This is a genomic window from Leptolyngbya sp. BL0902, from assembly GCF_016403105.1.
In the GTDB taxonomy this organism is placed as follows: Bacteria; Cyanobacteriota; Cyanobacteriia; order Phormidesmidales; family Phormidesmidaceae; genus Nodosilinea.
In genome coordinates this window covers 2996620-3013103 of the sequence record NZ_CP046155.1, presented here as the reverse complement: position 1 = coordinate 3013103, position 16484 = coordinate 2996620, and the positions used below count along the sequence as shown (strand labels likewise).

Annotated in this window: 15 protein-coding genes and 1 tRNA gene; 6 read left to right on the top strand and 10 right to left on the bottom strand. The window is 57.8% G+C overall.

The genetic code is table 11. The features are described 5' to 3' along the window. Positions 1 to 45: 45 nt before the first annotated feature. Positions 46 to 426, top strand: a complete 381-nt coding sequence (locus GFS31_RS13220) for a hypothetical protein (protein ID WP_198805260.1) — start codon at positions 46 to 48, stop codon at positions 424 to 426. A gap of 125 nt (positions 427 to 551) precedes the next feature. Here the strand turns inward: GFS31_RS13220 and hisG are convergent, their stop codons facing one another. The 3 genes from hisG to GFS31_RS13205 all read right to left on the bottom strand — a co-directional run bounded on the left by hisG (position 552) and on the right by GFS31_RS13205 (position 3953). Next, positions 552 to 1199, bottom strand: coding sequence for an ATP phosphoribosyltransferase (gene hisG / locus GFS31_RS13215; protein WP_198805259.1), 648 nt, complete (start codon positions 1197 to 1199; stop codon positions 552 to 554). Positions 1200 to 1295: 96 nt separating this feature from the next. Next, positions 1296 to 2378, bottom strand: coding sequence for a hypothetical protein (locus GFS31_RS13210; RefSeq protein WP_198805258.1), 1083 nt, complete (start codon positions 2376 to 2378; stop codon positions 1296 to 1298). A gap of 285 nt (positions 2379 to 2663) precedes the next feature. Beyond that, positions 2664 to 3953 (bottom strand): ATP-binding protein, encoded by a 1290-nt coding sequence (locus GFS31_RS13205; RefSeq protein ID WP_198805257.1) that lies wholly within the window; start codon positions 3951 to 3953, stop codon positions 2664 to 2666. Between the two features lie 177 nt (positions 3954 to 4130). Here GFS31_RS13205 and glsA point away from each other — a divergent pair, with 177 nt between their 5' ends. Then, a complete protein-coding gene (gene glsA, locus GFS31_RS13200; protein ID WP_263974838.1) occupies positions 4131 to 5153 on the top strand; it encodes a glutaminase A in 1023 nt (340 codons plus the stop codon). On the opposite strand, the gene GFS31_RS13195 is transcribed toward glsA, so the two are convergent. Beyond that, entirely contained in the window at positions 5150 to 6073 is a 924-nt protein-coding gene (locus tag GFS31_RS13195) for an ABC transporter ATP-binding protein (protein ID WP_198805256.1), read from the bottom strand. The genes glsA and GFS31_RS13195 overlap by 4 nt on opposite strands. A gap of 138 nt (positions 6074 to 6211) precedes the next feature. On the opposite strand from GFS31_RS13195, the gene GFS31_RS13190 reads away from it, so the two are divergent. Continuing rightward, positions 6212 to 6601 (top strand): nuclear transport factor 2 family protein, encoded by a 390-nt coding sequence (locus GFS31_RS13190; RefSeq protein WP_198805255.1) that lies wholly within the window; start codon positions 6212 to 6214, stop codon positions 6599 to 6601. A 27-nt stretch (positions 6602 to 6628) separates the two neighbouring features. Here GFS31_RS13190 and bioB read toward each other — a convergent pair whose 3' ends face one another. Continuing rightward, on the bottom strand, positions 6629 to 7702 hold the full coding sequence (bioB, locus tag GFS31_RS13185; RefSeq protein ID WP_198805254.1) for a biotin synthase BioB: 1074 nt from the start codon (positions 7700 to 7702) through the stop codon (positions 6629 to 6631). A gap of 31 nt (positions 7703 to 7733) precedes the next feature. Beyond that, entirely contained in the window at positions 7734 to 8273 is a 540-nt protein-coding gene (locus tag GFS31_RS13180) for a DUF4330 domain-containing protein (RefSeq protein WP_198805253.1), read from the bottom strand. Between the two features lie 164 nt (positions 8274 to 8437). On the opposite strand from GFS31_RS13180, the gene GFS31_RS13175 reads away from it, so the two are divergent. Beyond that, complete coding sequence (locus GFS31_RS13175; RefSeq protein WP_198805252.1) at positions 8438 to 9304, top strand: M48 family metallopeptidase; 867 nt, start codon at positions 8438 to 8440, stop codon at positions 9302 to 9304. Here GFS31_RS13175 and GFS31_RS13170 read toward each other — a convergent pair. Further along, positions 9301 to 10209 carry a type III pantothenate kinase gene (locus GFS31_RS13170; protein ID WP_198805251.1) on the bottom strand — a complete coding sequence of 303 codons (909 nt, stop codon included), beginning with the start codon at positions 10207 to 10209 and terminating at the stop codon, positions 9301 to 9303. The two genes, GFS31_RS13175 and GFS31_RS13170, sit on opposite strands and share 4 nt — an antisense overlap. 245 nt (positions 10210 to 10454) lie before the next feature. Here GFS31_RS13170 and GFS31_RS13165 point away from each other — a divergent pair, with 245 nt between their 5' ends. Both GFS31_RS13165 and GFS31_RS13160 read left to right on the top strand, forming a co-directional pair. Beyond that, positions 10455 to 11159 carry a response regulator gene (locus GFS31_RS13165; RefSeq protein ID WP_410503852.1) on the top strand — a complete coding sequence of 235 codons (705 nt, stop codon included), beginning with the start codon at positions 10455 to 10457 and terminating at the stop codon, positions 11157 to 11159. A gap of 64 nt (positions 11160 to 11223) precedes the next feature. Further along, a tRNA-Ser gene (locus GFS31_RS13160) sits at positions 11224 to 11310 on the top strand. A 93-nt stretch (positions 11311 to 11403) separates the two neighbouring features. Here the strand turns inward: GFS31_RS13160 and hsdR are convergent. The 3 genes from hsdR to GFS31_RS13145 form a co-directional block, all read right to left on the bottom strand. After that, positions 11404 to 13797 carry an EcoAI/FtnUII family type I restriction enzme subunit R gene (gene hsdR, locus GFS31_RS13155; protein WP_198805250.1) on the bottom strand — a complete coding sequence of 798 codons (2394 nt, stop codon included), beginning with the start codon at positions 13795 to 13797 and terminating at the stop codon, positions 11404 to 11406. A 346-nt stretch (positions 13798 to 14143) separates the two neighbouring features. Beyond that, positions 14144 to 15562 carry an ATP-binding protein gene (locus GFS31_RS13150; RefSeq protein ID WP_198805249.1) on the bottom strand — a complete coding sequence of 473 codons (1419 nt, stop codon included), beginning with the start codon at positions 15560 to 15562 and terminating at the stop codon, positions 14144 to 14146. Next, entirely contained in the window at positions 15559 to 16455 is an 897-nt protein-coding gene (locus GFS31_RS13145) for a restriction endonuclease subunit S (protein ID WP_225907685.1), read from the bottom strand. The genes GFS31_RS13150 and GFS31_RS13145 overlap by 4 nt, the downstream gene beginning before the upstream one ends. Positions 16456 to 16484: the final 29 nt, after the last annotated feature.

Genomic DNA, 16484 nt, shown 5'->3' with positions numbered 1-16484 from the left:
CTGGGTTCGTCCTGTAGATACACCCATGGTGTTAAGGAGGCTTTTATGGCTATTCAACATTCCCTGGCCGCTGGCGTGGGCCTGTTAACCGTTTTGGGCCTAACAGCGCCGACTGTTTTGGCCCAATCTACCGCTACCAGCGATCCCACGGCCCCGCCAGTGGTCAATCCCGGTGCAGGCTTTGGCACCAACGAAAGCAGTGACAATCCCTTTGGCGGCAATACCAATTCGCCCTTCGATCTCATCCATCGCGCAGTCTTGATGAATGAAATGAGCCTGTCCGACTTTAGCCGGATTCATCAAAACCGCATGAGCACTGAAGCGGCCAACTTCCGTACCCTCCAGCAAGAAGCCCTGCGGCGTCAGCAGGCTGGGCTAGAGGCCACCGACCAGGAGGCTAATCCTGCCATCGACATTATGAACTAGGGCCTCAGGAACAGCTTGCCTGTCTAACTCGGCCACCGCTAGAGATAGACTAGGCTCCTCTAGGCCCAGGGGCGTTTTGTATCCTTGATCTACCTAGGCCGATGGCGTCCACGGGCGTCGCTGGCCTAGGGCACGAGGGAGGGAAGCTGTTCCCGAATTTGAGCAATCAACGTTCCCAAGCCATAGGGGTTAACCCGATAGCTGAGGGGATGGGCAATCAGGCGGGCGGTGCTGTAGTAGAGCACCTCTAGTTCCACCAGGTTGTTTTCGCGCAGGGTTTTGCCCGTGGAAACCAGATCCACAATGGCCTCCGACATGCCCGTAATCGGGCCAAGCTCTACCGACCCGGAGAGGGGCACAATATCCACAGGCAGATCAATGCTTTGGAAATAGTCTTGGGCACTGTGGACAAACTTGGAGGCAATGCGGCTGTGGGCCGGAATATCTAAGGCGGATCGATAGGGACTATCAGCCTTGACAGCCACAGACAGCCGACAGCCACCGAATCCCAAATCCGCCAGGTTGGCGACGGTGGGTTGCTTTTCCCGCAGCACATCGTAGCCCACTATGCCGAGATGGGCCTGACCGTACTCCACGTAGACTGGAACATCCTGCGCCCGCACCAAGAGCGCCCTGGCCCGTCCGGTGGGGTCAAGAATTTGCAGTTGGCGATTGGCCTTATCTTGAAACAGGCTGAAGTCTAGACCAACCTGCTGAAGGAGTTGAATACTATCGCCCAGGAGCGATCCCTTGGGCAGTGCAATAGTGAGCATAGAACTGGGAAGCGATGGCCTTCGTTATCTTACACCTTGCCCTGACCGCATCCGTGGGGAACAGCGCTGGGATGCCGAGTTAGCCGAAGACCAGACCTAGAACTGCTGACCGATAAAGATTGACCGCACCTCGCCATTGCGCCGAATCACAGCTTCCTGGTTCGACACAGAGACCAAGCTCCAACCCGCATTGCCAATGCGCTCACCAATGTAGACCCGCTGGGATGCACCGTTGATATCAAACAGCGCGGCGGATCGGTCTCCCAGTTCTAGCACGCCGATGAGGACATGGGTAGCACCGGGGAGAACCGCCTGGGGCGGGATGGGCACCCCAGGGGCGGGGGCGGCTACAGGCGGAGTAGGCTGAACCCCCACCGTCGGGGGAGATCCCAAAGCAGGTGGAATCGCCGAGGGATCAGCGGGCAGGGCCGGAGGCGTCATTTGGTAAGGAATGTAGACCCGCTCAATGACGTTGATGCGGCCTGGAATGTTGGCGTCCAGCCCTTGGGAGGGAAAGCCCACGGGGGGCAGCAGGGCCGCATTGGGCCAAGGCGTCGGGGGCGGAGCCGTATCGGTCTGAGCCTGCTGAGCAACCTGCTGTTCAATCACATCCAAAGAGCGCTGGAGGTAGGCCAAAAATTCGGCATCACTCTGAGCTGCTGCGCTGTCTTCAGTCAACGGGCTAGCGGGTTCAGAGCGTTGCCCCTGCCACAACAGCACCACCACCCCGGTCAGCGAAAGGGCCGTGCAAGCCAGCAGCAGTCGATCAAACCATCGGCCCAGGGCTGTTTTTGGCGCGGTGGCCGGGGCCGCCGAGGCCATTACCTCGGTAACGGGGGCTAGTGCGGTGGCCGGGGCAACGAGGGTGGTCTCGGCGGGAGATGGGGGATCACCCTCTAGCGCAGGGCCAAGGTCTGGGGAGGTAGAAGGCTCAATCGCAGTCTCATTGGGGCTGGGAGGCGCTTTCAATTCTGCTTCCACCGCCGTGAGCGCCTCCTCATCCCCATCCAACAGCCGATCTAGGTCGCCAAACAGCCCTGCCATCAGCGTGTCGGCATAGGTGCTGACCACCCGATCTGGATCCATTGTTGCCACTTCAAGGATATCCCCAACGGCTTCGTCGGGGGTGGCCGTTTCGGGGAGTAGGGTGGCGGTATTGAGGGGATTATCTGGGCTCATGGTGTGTCCTGGGGATGGCATCCCAATTCAACAGTGTTGGCCAAGCTGGCAGCGTTTATAGGATTTTAGCGGCCAGGGCAAGGATTGGGGATGGCAGTGGCCAACGGCCTAGCCGAGGGAATGGGCCAGATTGATCAAGCTCAATCTTTTGGCCAGACTCAAATCTGGGGCCTTAATCTGCTGAAGTGTACTCCAACTTTCAGAATCTTTCACTATTTCGTGATCTTTCGCGAAGCCGTGGCTGGAATCGCGTTCATCTCGCGGGATGCGACGAAGATCACCTGGCTAGTGGGATCCTTCCGCTAAGTCCGCCGTTAACCAGTCTATGAACTGGCGGGCGGTGCGGCCAGATCGGCCATTGTGGCGGGTGGCCCATTGCAGGGCTCTGGCCCGGAGATCCTCATCGCTGATGGTAAGCTGCGCCTGGTTTGCGAGGTGCTGCACAATGGCCAGGTAGGTGGGCTGATCGGCGGGCTCGAAGGTGAGGGTGAGGCCAAAGCGGTCACTAAAGGAAAGCTTTTCCTGCACGGTATCCCAGGACTGGATTTCATCTTGATCGCTGGGGCGGGGGCGGTCGCTGAAATACTCCCGCACCAAGTGGCGACGGTTGGAGGTGGCGTAGACCACCACGTTCTGGGGCCGCGCCGTGACGCTACCCTCCAGCACCACCTTCAGGGATTTGAAGGCGTCATCGTCCTCCTCGAAGGACAAATCATCCACAAAGATAATGAACTTCTGCGGCGCGGATCGCAGCCTGTCCACAATCTGGGGCAAAGCCTGGAGGGCGGGCTTGGGCACCTCCACCAACCGCAACCCCTGGGCTCCATACTCGTTCACCAGAGCTTTTACCAGGGAAGACTTGCCCGATCCGCGACTGCCGTAGAGCAGTACATTCAGGGCAGGATAGCCCCGCAGCAGGGCCAGGGTGTTGTGCAGCAACTGCTGGCGAGGATGGTCGTAGGCGGCGAGGGTTTCTAGGCGCACTGGGTCGGGTTGAGCTACGCCCTGGAGCGCCTGACCTTGCCAGGTAAACACGTGGTACTGGGCCAGAACGCCCGCGCCATGGCGTTGGTAGTGGGCGGCTAGGGCTTCTACCTGATCGGGCCAGGGCTGAGCGGGGTCAAAGGCAAAGGGGAGAGGCGCAGGCTGGGTATCCCACACCACGGGCCGCTCGGCCAGATTGCCAATCACCTGAATCCACTCGGCTACCTGCTGGCCAGAGAGACCACTCAGGGTTTGCAGCAGGGCGAGATCGTGGCGGGCGGCGAGGGCGAGGGCGGCGGGAAGACCCCCTAGTCCCTGGGTCTGCACCTGCTGGGTGAAGGGATTATCGGCATAGAGGATGCGCCGCTGGAGGTAGCTCAACCAGGTTTCCTGGGCCGTAGCGAGGGCCTGAAACCATCGCCCATAGGCCCGCAGACTATCGGTCGTAGACTGGCTGGCCACCGCATCGAGTAAGTCTGTAAAGGCTTGGCCAACACCGTCCTGCAAGCTGTCACCATAGAGCAGCAGGGTGGCCAGGGCTTGGCGGTAAGCCTGGATCTCCGCCACGATGGTGCTAGGAAACTGGGTCATGGTGATTTCGCCTTCAATGGTGCCTGAGGGAATGGTTAGGGAGTCGCTTGGGCCATGGTTTGGGATCTTGCTGGAGAGATAGCCATGGCTAGGGCTTGAGGTTAGGTTTCCCAGGGGCGATTTAGCCTAACCTGCCCCCTTGTTTTGCCCTGGGGTCGCTGTCATCCTAACCCTAGGATGGCTCGGCGATCACGCCCCATCGCCCCCAATTCCCTCTCCCCCACCCTCACCACCATGACAACCCGCGATATTCAAGCCTTTCTCAACGACCTCCATGCTGAGCTTCAGCCCCTCCGCCAGGGAAAACTAGCCTGCTATATCCCAGAACTGGCCAAGGCCAGTCCAGATTGGTTCGGCATCAGCATTGTTACGCTGGATGGCCGCAGCTTTGATGTGGGGGATGTACAACAAACCTTCACCATTCAGTCTATTTCCAAGGTGTTTGTCTACGGCATGGCCCTAGAGGACTATGGCCGCGAAAAGCTGCTGAAAAAGGTAGGTGTAGAACCCACGGGCGACCCCTTCAACTCCCACATTCGCCTGGATGAAGACTCGAAGCGCCCCGACAACCCCATGATTAACGCCGGAGCCATCGCCACCACTAGCCTGATCACCGGGCAAGATCCCGCCGACCGTTTGAATCGACTGCTGGCTATGTTTCAGGGCTACGTGGGCCATGAGGTGTTTATTGATATGTCCACCTTTCTGTCAGAAAAGGCCACCGGACACCGCAACCGCGCCATGGCTCACCTCATGCTCAACTTTGGCATGATCGACGAACCTCTCGAGGATGCCCTGGATCTGTACTTTCAGCAGTGCTCGGTGCTGGTCAACACCCACGACCTTGCGGTAATGGCCGCCACCCTCGCCAACCAAGGGATCAATCCCGTTACCGGAGAACGGGCGGTGGGTGCCGATCAGGTGCGAGACATCCTGAGCGTGATGTACACCTGCGGCATGTACAACTTTGCCGGAGAATGGGCCTTCCGGGTGGGAATTCCGGCTAAAAGCGGCGTTTCGGGCGGAATTCTCGCCGTGGTGCCCAACCAGGCGGGCATTGCTGTCTTTTCGCCCCCCTTGGATAGCCACGGCAATAGCGTGCGCGGGCTGAAGGTGTTTGAGGCGCTGTCCCAAGAGTATGGCTTTCACCTGTTTGATCTGTCCCTCGGTCGCTGCCGCTTCAGTGAAGCCCTGGCCTAACTCACCGGGGCGGCGCTGGGGAGGTCGGCGGTGGGCCGCGTCACCTCTAGGTAAACGTGCTCTAGGCGGATGGGGTGACGGGCGATGGAATCCATGGGCACGCCATCGAATCGGGCGATCAGTTCCTTTAGATCGGGTTGGTCGGGCACCCAAAAGGCCAGTTCGCCGCCGTAGTAGCGGTGGGCATAGCCCAGTTCTTGGCCTCGGCGGATGGCGCTTTCGGGGTCTGGCGTGTCTAGGGTGACAATTTCGTGGGCGGGAATTTGCTGGCGCAGGGCTTCCAGCGTACCCTCGGCTACAATGCTGCCCTGGCGAAGAATGCCAATCCGCTGACACAGACGCTCCACCTCGTCGAACAGGTGGCTGGTGAGCAGCACCGTCACCCCCATGTCCTTGAGTTGGCGAATCAGTTGCCACACATCCTGACGGGCTTCAATGTCTAGGCCCGTGGTGGGTTCGTCCAAAATCACCAGTTGGGGCTTGTGGAGCATGGCGGCGGCAAGGCTGAGGCGGCGCTGCATCCCGCCACTGAGCCGCTCCACGGGGGTATCGCGCTTCTCCAGTAGGTTCACCGACCCCAGGCACACCTCAATCCGCCGCTGGCATTCCTGCCGAGACAGCCCATAGAGCCGCCCCAAAAAGGCCAAATTATCCCGACAGGAGAGGCTGGTATAAAGCAGGTTGCTTTGGGGCACAATGCCGATCTGGCGCTTGGTGCGAGGGGTAACGGGTTGTCCGCCCAGGTAGACCGCCCCAGCATCGGCCTTCAGCAGCCCGCAGATGATGTTGATGGTGGTGGTTTTTCCGGCCCCATTCGGCCCCAACAGCCCGTAGATTTCCCCCGGCTCTAGGGCCAAGCTCAGGTTTTGCAGGACGGGTTTGGATCCGTAGGCTTTACAAAGACGCTCAATCGTCAGCATGGGGAGGTTCGGTCGTAGAAGTCAGGTTTGGGATGGACTCAGAAAAACTGGGCCGCAGCGGTGGCTAGACCCCAGCGCCGTTAGCTATGCTCAAGGGGGAAGCAAGGAAAACCCTTGTATCTTATCAGTGAGGCCCCTATGGCTGGTGATCGGGAACTGGTTTTGGCTGCCAATCAGGCGTTCTACCGCTGCTTTGAGAAAAAAGACCTAGAAGCAATGGAGGCCGTGTGGTCAAAGGGAATCGGCTGTCTTTGCATCCACCCAGGCCGCGACGCCCTCAAGGGCTGGGTGGACATCCGCGACGCCTGGGCCAGGATTTTTGCCAACACCAGCTACCTCGAAATTGATACCGACATTCTGACCGTGGAAGTGAGCGGCGATCTGGCCTACGTGGTGCTGGTAGAAAACGTGCTGCAAATCAGCCAAGGCCGACGGCTCCAGGCCCGCTCCATGGCCACCAACGGCTTTGAGCGCATGGCTGGACGCTGGTATATGACCCACCACCACGGCAGCCCTGTGGTGGACTAAACCTAGTACTCGCATCCGCCCCAGAAACTAGACGGCTGGAATATCGTCGGGGATATTGACCGTGTCTGGCAGCGCTTCGCCGTCGGGGCCTTCGAGCACAAATCCGGCGTCGCGGATCATCTCGAAGTCGGCCTGGGCGGCTTGACCAGGGGTGGTGAGGTAGTCGCCGATGAAAATGGAGTTGGCGGCATAGAGGCCCAGGGGCTGAAGCTGGCGCAGTTGCACTTCGCGGCCCCCCGCAATGCGGATTTCCTGGGCGGGGAGCAGCAGGCGGAATAGGCTGAGAATCCGCAGGCACTGGCGCGGGGTAAGCTCCTGACGGCCCTCAAAGGGGGTGCCAGGGATGGGGATGAGGAAATTCAGCGGCACACTGGTGACGTTGATTTGGCGCAGGGTAAGGGCCATATCAATGATGTCATCGTGGCTTTCGCCCATGCCAAAGATGCCGCCAGAGCAGGTGGTGATGCCCGCCGACTGTACCGCCCGCAGGGTCTCCATGCGGTCTTGGAAACCGTGGGTGGTGCAGATATCGCCGTGGTGGGCCTCGGAGGTATTGAGGTTGTGGTTCACCCGGTCAACCCCCGCCGCCGCCAGTTGCTGGGTTTGCTGCTCATCCAACAGCCCCAGACAGGCGCAAAGCTTCATTGGGTAGCGAGCTTTGACCTCGCGCACGGTATCTAGCACCTGGTTGAATACCCGTTCTGAGGGAGATCGCCCGGAGATCACCATGCAAAAGGTGCCCGCCTTGAGGTTATGGGCGCGTTCAGCGGCGGCTAGGATTTGCTCCTGGGCCATGAAGGGATATTTTTCAATCTCGGCGCTGGAGATTTTGGACTGGGAGCAGTAATGGCAATCTTCGGGACAAAGGCCGCTTTGGGCATTCAGCAAAAAGTGCAGCCGCACCCGATTGCCCCAGTGGTGTCGTCGCACCCGGTAGGCCGCCGCCAGCAAGTCCAGCAAGTCTTCATCCGCCGAGGCCAGCACCCGATGGGCATCGTCTCGGCTGATGATCTGTCCAGCCAAGGATTGATCGGCTAGGTCAAACCAAGAAGAACGGACGGCGGGAGACGACGGAGCAGCAGACAGAGGGGCGACGGTCATAGAACGGAATTCCTTGGATGAGGGACGGCGGTTAGGACGGATTATCTAAAACTCGCACGTCCACGGTGCTGGTGTTGAAGTTGTAGAGGTCGCCGTCAATTTCGACGGGGGTGCCCACCTTAATTTTGCTGTTGCCAAAGACGGGGCCTGTATCGGTCATTTGGGCCTGTCCCTCTAGGGTGATCAGCATATCAATGGTGTAGTTCAGCTCCGGGCGCGGGTCGGGCATGGCGATAACGCTGCCATCGGGCTGGGGCACCGTGGTCGAGCGCGATAGCCGCTGCACAGCCTTGACCCTAACCTGGCCGTGGGGCTGATTGCGGATAATGATGTTGACGGTTTCGGCGTTTTGGATGGCGCTGAAGAGTTGGTCGGGGTTAGACGAAGACAGCCCGCGCACCATTAAGTCCACCTCCACCGGGCGCATCGTGGCCCCCACCTGGGCCACCGACCCAGAGGTGCCGGGGTAGAGGAAAATGCCGCCCAGCACCATCAAAATAATCAGTGCCGCTCCCACATCCAGGAGGCTGACTTTACCAAACAGGCGTCCTTTAGAGTCAATGATGGTCATGCCAATGGATGCCCCTCTGGGCTTAGAACACAACGAGTCAGTCGGGCTGCACCTCTAGGGCAAAGCCGATACCATTGAAGCACAGGCGGGCACTTCTGTGTTAGCTGGCGCGTCTGGAAGGAAAACTGGGCATCCTGATCGTACGTTGATAGGGCACGACCACCATGTTGATTCGACTCACCACCACTTCGCGCACCCTGTTCCGTTCCCTCTACCGTCGGGGCACCTATGCTGCCATGGCGCTGCTGTTGGCCCTCGGCATTGGCTTGGCCACCCCCATGCCGTCCCACGCTAGCCTGCTGGAGCTGTTGTTCCAGGGGGTTCGCTACATCCAGCTCAGTAATATGTCAGAGCGCGATGAGGTGGCCCTCGGCACCCAGATTGACCGACAGCTCAAGGCCCAAGGGGTAACGGTTTATCGCGGCAATCCGGCCATCAATGAGTACATCAACGCCATTGGTCAGCGCCTTGCCGCCGCCAGCGACCGTCCCACCATGCCCTACACCTTCCAAGTGGTGGCCGATAACAGCATTAATGCCTTTGCTACCACGGGCGGATTTGTCTACATCCAAACCGGGTTGATTCGGGCCGCCACCAACGAAGCCGAACTGGCCGGGGTAATGGCCCACGAAATTGGCCACATCACCGGACGCCACGTGATTAACCGCATGCAGCAGGCGGCCCTAGCCAACGGCATTGCCGGAGCCCTGCGCGTGCGTCAAGACACCCTCGTGAATATCGGGATGCAGTTGGCCCTAGAATTGCCCAACAGCCGCGAAGCCGAGTTTGATGCCGACCGTCGGGGCTTTGTTAACATGGGCCGAGCGGGCTACGACACCACGGGCTTCATTACCTTCATGCAAACCCTGGAGCGCCGAGGCGGCAACCCACCCGAATTTCTCAGCAGCCACCCCAATCCGGGCAACCGCGTCGCCAACCTCCAGGCCATGCACAACGAAGGCACCTTCGAGGCTAACACTGGGGTCGGCACCGATCCCGTCGCCTATCAAGCGATGATTCGCGGCCTCTAACCCCAACCCCGGCGACACACCCGCAGGCCCCAGAAGGTCAGGGCAGCTTCCACCTGAATGAACGCTTCCCAGGCGGGGATTTGGGTAATTAGGGCAGCGGCTAGGGCTGGCCCATCGCCCCCGGTGAAGACCACCCGCCCCTGAGTATGGATTTGCCGCCAGTCGGCAATGAAGTCTCGCAGCCCTGCCAGTTGGCCATAAACAACACCGCTCACCATAGCCTCTGCCGTGGTGGTGGCCCAGCGGGGGGGCAGGGTGGTTGTCCAAGGACTGACTACGGGAGTATTCACGGCCCCACCGAAGGCGGGGGACACAAGGGGCAGGCCATCAGTGTAGTCGTGCAGGGCGCGGAACTGCGCTCGCAAACCGGGCCAAAGGGCACCGCCCACCAAATCCCCGGCCACTCCGGCGGTGAGGGTGAGGGCCGTGCCCCCATCAACTACCAAAACGGGCCAGCCCCAAACATCCCCCGCCCCCACCAAAGCCAAGGCCCGATCTACCCCCAGGGTGGCATAGCGGTTGCCGAGGGGAACGTTCTCCGTTGTCACCGCTACACAGCGGTCGTAGGTGTGCCAAATCTGCCCTTGATTCTGCACCACCGAGGCCAGCCAGAGGGGCGGCGGGGGTGAAAAACCTGGCCCATCCCATAGGCTCCCCTCCGATGGCCCAACCTCCCAAGGCCACGATCTAAGTCCAAAATCCGCTGCTAAGGCCGCCCAGGCCGATGGGGCAAAGGTGTCCTGAATCAGCCCTTGGGCTTGGGCCTCAGACAAGTGGGGCGTATGCCAAAGGCCAAGGATCTGCTCTCCCCAAAAGGCGGCCCAGTGCAGGCGACTATTGCCCACCACCAGTGCCAGCCAGGGGGCATCATCGGCAACAACGGTTGGGGAAAGGGGATCGGTCAACGTTGGCTCCCAAGGCAAATCAGAAATCTCTGCCTGAGGATACAAGACAACGTCTAACCAAAGACTTAATTTTGAGAAGGAAAGCCAGCCAAGAGCCAGATTTTTCGGCTATTCACGCAACGTCCCCCTTGCTCAATGGCCCAGCGATTCTCCCAGCCAGGAGAGGCTACAGCAGTTGTTCTGCCGACTAGTTGCTCTGCCTGCCCCGACTCGTTTTATTTATTCCTTGCATTCAACCCATCACCATGATCCGGATTATTTTGATTGAAGACCACAACCTCACCCGCATGGGCCTGAAGGCTGGCCTCAGCCAGTTGGAAGATATGGAAGTAGTCGGTGAAGCCGCCACAGGCAAGGAAGGTCTCAATCTCTTAAAAAGCAAGGTTGCAGACATTGCCCTCGTGGATATCGGCCTCCCAGACATGGATGGGATAGAAGTGGTAGAGGCCCTGCGGCAATTCCAGGCCAGCCAAGGTCAAGCCCTGCCCAGGGTGCTGATGCTGACCATGCACGACAGCGAATCGGCGGTGATGGCGGCCTTTGCTGCTGGGGCCGACTCCTATTGCATGAAACAGACGGAACTCGATGACCTGATCATTGCGGTGCGCGAAACCTGCCAAGGCAATGCCTGGATTGATCCAGCCGTGGCCAACGTGGTACTCCAGCAGGTGCGTGAAGTCAGCCCCGTGGCTGCGGGAAGCCGCACCGTACGGATTGATGCTGTGGCTCCAGAATTCGAGCAAATCCTCGAAACCTGCCCCCTCACAGAGCGAGAGCTAGAAATTCTAGAGCTAATTGTGGCCGGATGCAGCAACGCCGAAATTGCCGAACGCTCCTACATCACAGTGGGCACCGTCAAAACCCACGTTCGCAGCATTCTCAATAAGCTAGGGGTGGATGATCGCACCAAAGCCGCCGTGCGGGCTTTGCGGTCAGGCTTAGTCAGCTAGGAGAATTTTTCCGCCCCCGTCACCGGAAAATCCTAATCAGAGGGTAGAATAACAAACACCACCGGGAGAGGTGGCAGAGTGGTTGAATGCGGCAGACTCGAAATCTGTTTTAGGGTCAAACCTAACGAGGGTTCGAATCCCTCCCTCTCCGTTGAGTGTCAAGGCTTTTGGCCTTTTGTTTAGGCCAAGGTCAAGACACCGTTAAGGTCGCTTGCGGCGCTTCTAGATCGGGTCAGGCACCTGGCTAGGCGGCCTCGTTTTGGGCATACAAATATCGCTGAAAGCCTGTAAAGACCTCGCTAATCGTTTTCACGCTACCCAGCTCATTCACTGCATCTTTCAAGCTGTGGTATCGCAGCTCTAGCAGGTGTGGCAGCTTACCTTGGTCAAGTTCGCTCACTCCGGCGTGGATGTATTGATCGAGCACAAAGTCTAGAAATTCCTGCTGTTTGCTGTCGCCATATTGGGCAAAGATACGAGCCTTGCGGATGGCGACTCGATCTCGGCGGCTGATGGGATCGGTGGTGTAGGCAATGTAGGCCAACACATCGTAAAGATCGCTGTTTTCGGCGTCTACCAGGCGGCTGATTTCGGTGAGCTGTTCGTTACCATAGCCCCGTTCAGCTAGCCCCTCTAGCAGAGCTTTGCGGGTATCGGGGCGGCTCCAGAGGTGGCGCAGTTCGGCTTCGTCTTGGAATAGGGATGGGAGATCGCCAAACAGCCTCGTCACAAATTCAGCGGCGGTGATGGGGGTGCCGTCAGGACTCCAAAAGCGGGTTTGGGTGGTGTTTTGCAGGGTGCGGGCCTTGCCATCGGCAAGCTGGATGACGATTTTTTCAGGGCGGCGGCGGGTAGATTCTGGCCCTTCTCCATCGTCGCTGGGGTCAGTGACGTTTGGATCGGTGATGTATTGTCCACCGGGCTCGCGACTGCGGCGGCTGGTGACGGGGACGGGTTCGGCGGGTTCGCCATCCCATTCGGGGTCGTTGAAGTGTTCGTAGGCTTTGACGAAGTCGTAGATGGTGAAATAGTCTTTGCCATCGAAGGGCCGGGTGCCGCGTCCCACGATTTGCTTAAACTCGATGATGGTGCCAATCACCCGCAGTAGGACGATATTGCGCACGTTGCGGGCATCCACTCCGGTGGAGAGCTTTTGGGAAGTAGTGAGAATCGTGGGGATGTTTTTTTCGTTGTCCTGGAAGGTGCGCAGGAATTGCTCGCCCAGGTTGCCATCATCGGCGGTGACGCGGACGCAGTAGTCGGGGTCGGTGCTAATTTTGAACTCGTTGATCAGGTCGCGGACAGCGAGGGCGTGGTCTTGGGTGGCGCAAAACACCAGCGTCTTTTCGTTCTGGTTAATCATCTCCATAAAGAGCTGCACCCGGTAGCGTTCGCGTTCTTTGATTTCGATGATGCGGTTAAAGTCGGCTTCGGTATAGGTTTTCTCGGTGTTGATCGCCCCTTCAATCACCTCATCGTCGGGGCTGTAGAGGTATTCATCGAGGGTGGTCTCGAACTGGCGCACCTTGAAGGGGGTGAGGAAACCGTCGTTGATGCCGTCTTTGAGGGCGTAGGTGTAGACAGGGTCGCCAAAGTAGGCGTAGGTGTCGGCGTTGTTAGCCCGTTTGGGGGTGGCGGTGAGGCCCAGTTGGACGGCGGGGGCGAAGTATTCCAAAATGGCCCGCCATGTGCTTTCGTCCTTGGCTCCGCCCCGGTGGCATTCGTCGATGATGATGAAGTCGAAGAAGTCGGGGGGATAGTCGCCAAAGTTGCGGGGGCTTCGGCTCCGCTCAGCCCCCGTGGTGCTCGCTGGTTGAGCGGAGTCAAAACCAGCGCTCTCAGCCATGAAGGTCTGGAAGATGGTGAAAAAGACGCTGCCGTTTTTGGGCACCCGGCCCCGTTTTTTGATGGCTTCGGGGTCGATGCGGACGAGGGCATCGTCGGGAAAGGCGGAGTAGGCGTTATAGGCTTGGTTGGCCAGGATATTGCGGTCGGCGAGGAACAGGATGCGGGGGCGGCGGTTAGGTTCGCGGCTGAGGTTCCAGCGGCTTTGAAATAGCTTCCATGTGAGCTGAAAGGCCACAAAGGTTTTTCCGGTTCCGGTGGCCATAGTCAGCAGGATTCGATTGCGTCCTTCACAGATGGCTTCTAAAACGTGCTGGATGGCATTGTGCTGGTAGTAGCGGGCTTCCCAGGTGCCGCTGCGGTCTTCAAAGGGAATGGCGGCAAAGCGATCGCGCCACAGATTAACTTCGCTGTATGTGGCGGCCCACAGGTCATCGGGACTAGGGTAGGCGCTGATGTAGCCCTCTACCCCGGTGTGTCGGTCAATTTGGTAGATGCCGTCGCCATTGGTGGAGTAGGCAAAGCGGGTTTCGAGTTTTTGGGCATAGCGTTTGGCCTGGGCCACGCCGAGGGTATCGGGTTCGCTCCGTCGTTTGGCTTCAATGACGGCAAGCTTGTGGCCGCGATATTCCAACACATAGTCGGCAAATTCGGCAGTGGCCCGCCGTCCATTCCCCACCAGCCGCCCAGGGGCAATGACTTCCCGCCGCACCCGGCTATGGTCTACCACGCCCCAGCCAGCGGCCCTCAGGGCAGGATCAATCAGTTCAGCGCGGGTTTCGGCTTCGTTCATTGGGCATCTCGATTTGCGTTAAAACACTTTTTTCCTTGATTTACAAGGGCTTCAGCGATTGAGGGGGGCTAATGACGATTTGCGTTAAAGCACTCTTAGGCCAAAGCCCTCCGGGGGCGCTTCTATCATGGCCTAGGGGTTGGGCCATTGTCAGTAGTGGGGCGGGTGGTGGCCAAGATAGGGCATTCAGGGGAAAACCCAGCCTGAGAAAGATGAAATGTGGCAACAAGACAAGTTGTTGGGCCTCAATGAGGGCTTTGATGATTTGCGTTAAAACACTTTTTTCCTTGATTTACAAGGGTTTCAGCGAATGGAGGGGGCTAATAACGATTTGCGTTAAAACACTCTAGGCCCAGAAGGGGAGATAGCGGGCATAGCGAGTGGAGGCTGATTCAGAGTCATCGGTTTTGATTAAGTCAGCCTCTTTGGTTGCGCCAATAATCTGCGATACCGTGGCAGCTCTCGCGGGAGGCAGGTGAAAACGCTCTCTAAGGGTCTGGTTAGACATCTGGCGATTGCTGACATAAAGCAGGCAGCAATGCTGATAGCAGGCCCGAATGCGGTCTGATTTACTCATGTCGGCAAAGTCTTGGTAGGCAAAGAGCACAGCCGTTGTGCGGGTTTCTCCAACCCGAAAGTCGGGGGCTGGCAATTGGTAGACTTCGGCGGCATGGATAACTTTATCGATGCCGCTGCCCTTTTCTTCGCAGATGCCGAGGCAGCGCATGATGTCGGCGAGTTGTTCGTTGCGAGAGCGGTACTCGTCGATGAAGCGATCTGGAGGAATGGGGGGCAGACCCGGATTAGAAATTTCCAAGCGGTCGCTATACATCTCGATCATCACCGAGGTTCCTGTTGCCAAAAAATCTTGATGCACCAGGGCATTGGCGATGAGTTCTCGGATGGCTTGCTTGGGAAACATTTTGACTTCTTCGCGCACCACTTCTTCGATGAAGTGATTTTGGGGAGCGGCGCTATGAACAAACGTGACCCAGTCTTCAAACCCAACGGCATAACCCCGCTGGCCAACAATTTCGTTGCGGGTTTGGAGTTTGTTGATCCCTTCATAAATGACGACACGCGGAGCCTTGCGAGCCAGCGATGGGGAAAACGCCTCTAGCTTTCTGGCCAAGAGGACGGCGGCAAGGTTGGTGATCACCCATCCAGCCTTGGTGGACTGAATAAAGCCCTCGCTCTGCAAGCGCTCTAGCACGTTGTCGCGGGTGGTGGGGTAGGGCCGATCTAACAGCTCAAAGTAGGTTTGGGTGTCTAGCAGGGCAATCACATCATCGGCGCTGGCCTCCGACCGGGCAGGCTGGGAAAACCAATCCTGTTGATCTTCAGCAAAGATGGCCCGCAATACGTCGGGCGTCATGGCCACCAGGTTTTCACCTGCCCGCATCAAATAGGTGCCTTCAAAGGCTTGGGGCTGGCCAAGGGGGCGCGAAGGAATCTCAAAAACCAGCACTCGACCATCGGGGTGCTGCAATTCTGTAACGTCTACCCGAAAGCCCAATTGTTGAACGATCAGCGCCTTAACTTCGTTGAGAGAGGTGGCCGACGGAAACGCCTGGGAGCCAACCACGCGACGGGGTGGTTTATCGGTCACGCCCAAGACAAGATGGCCGCCTCGCTCGTTGGCCAAGGCAACGCAGTACCGCAGCAAATCGGTTTTGCTAAAGCTCTGCTTGGCCTGCTTAAATTCCAGTTGTTCTGTCTCTGCTGGGGCATTTAGCCACTGTTCTAGGTCGCCTAGGGTAATCATGCCGCCGCCACCTCCTGGGCTTGGGCCGCTGCTGTATCGCCTACTTCAGCGGTTAATTCACCAGAAAAGGCTTTTTGCAAAATGGATTGCTTGAGTTCGTTGAGGGCAGCAAGTTTTTGTTGGTAGATGGCTTCGAGGCGTTGGGTTTCAGTGTGAAGTATGTTTAGCTTATCTGCGACCTGCTGTTGCTGCAAAATCGTGGGAGGAAAACAAACTGGAATAGCGCCGAGCTTTTTAGGCGAAGTATGCCTAACTTTTACGCCTGAAGCAGTATCTTGAACCGCATCCCTAAAACGTTTTGTGTTGAATTGATGAAAGAAGAAGTCGTTGCACCAGGAGACATCCTCAAAAACTTGCACTAATCCGAGTCGCTGATTATGCAGAAATTTTCCTGATTCAGGCACAATCAATGAGCTTCCTAAAAGACCAACTGCCTGTTCGGTCATAGCAAACAGGAAATCACCTTCACGCAGGACGTAATCTTCTGGAATTTCTCCGGTGTAATATTTCGTCTTTGATCCCTGATCTCGATAACCTCCACTTTCATAAAAGGAACCAGGAGTCAGTACGACATAATCGGTTTCCTCGTTGGTGAAAAACTCACCCTTAAAGGCAAAACCATGCTTGATTGAGCAAATCTCATCTAGTTTTTTCTCTACCCACCCATCACCTTTGCGAGTGAAGACAGCATTTAGGTAGCTTTCAAAGAGTTCGCGGGCGTTGGCTAGGTTCTTTTCGGTGTTGGCAATGGCCGCATCAATTCCCTCAAATGCCTCATCCAAAATCGCCACAATCCGCCTCTGCTCAGCGATTGGGGGGACTGGGATTTTTAGAGATTTTATAAAAGGTAATGTGACACCTTTGACAGTCATGCCTGTCCCAGCCTTCTCAATCTGTGATGCAATATAGTTGATGGAATTAG

Excerpts from the sequence above, each read along its gene's own strand:
- GFS31_RS13165 (WP_410503852.1), top strand. The coding sequence starts at position 10,455 with ATGATCCGGATTATTTTGATTGAAGACCACAACCTCACCCGCATGGGC.
- GFS31_RS13150 (WP_198805249.1), bottom strand. The coding sequence starts at position 15,562 with ATGATTACCCTAGGCGACCTAGAACAGTGGCTAAATGCCCCAGCAGAG.
- GFS31_RS13190 (WP_198805255.1), top strand. The coding sequence starts at position 6,212 with ATGGCTGGTGATCGGGAACTGGTTTTGGCTGCCAATCAGGCGTTCTAC.
- glsA (WP_263974838.1), top strand. The coding sequence starts at position 4,131 with ATGGCTCGGCGATCACGCCCCATCGCCCCCAATTCCCTCTCCCCCACC.
- bioB (WP_198805254.1), bottom strand. The coding sequence starts at position 7,702 with ATGACCGTCGCCCCTCTGTCTGCTGCTCCGTCGTCTCCCGCCGTCCGT.
- GFS31_RS13180 (WP_198805253.1), bottom strand. The coding sequence starts at position 8,273 with ATGACCATCATTGACTCTAAAGGACGCCTGTTTGGTAAAGTCAGCCTC.
- GFS31_RS13205 (WP_198805257.1), bottom strand. The coding sequence starts at position 3,953 with ATGACCCAGTTTCCTAGCACCATCGTGGCGGAGATCCAGGCTTACCGC.
- hisG (WP_198805259.1), bottom strand. The coding sequence starts at position 1,199 with ATGCTCACTATTGCACTGCCCAAGGGATCGCTCCTGGGCGATAGTATT.
- hsdR (WP_198805250.1), bottom strand. The coding sequence starts at position 13,797 with ATGAACGAAGCCGAAACCCGCGCTGAACTGATTGATCCTGCCCTGAGG.
- GFS31_RS13220 (WP_198805260.1), top strand. The coding sequence starts at position 46 with ATGGCTATTCAACATTCCCTGGCCGCTGGCGTGGGCCTGTTAACCGTT.
- GFS31_RS13210 (WP_198805258.1), bottom strand. The coding sequence starts at position 2,378 with ATGAGCCCAGATAATCCCCTCAATACCGCCACCCTACTCCCCGAAACG.
- GFS31_RS13195 (WP_198805256.1), bottom strand. The coding sequence starts at position 6,073 with ATGCTGACGATTGAGCGTCTTTGTAAAGCCTACGGATCCAAACCCGTC.
- GFS31_RS13175 (WP_198805252.1), top strand. The coding sequence starts at position 8,438 with ATGTTGATTCGACTCACCACCACTTCGCGCACCCTGTTCCGTTCCCTC.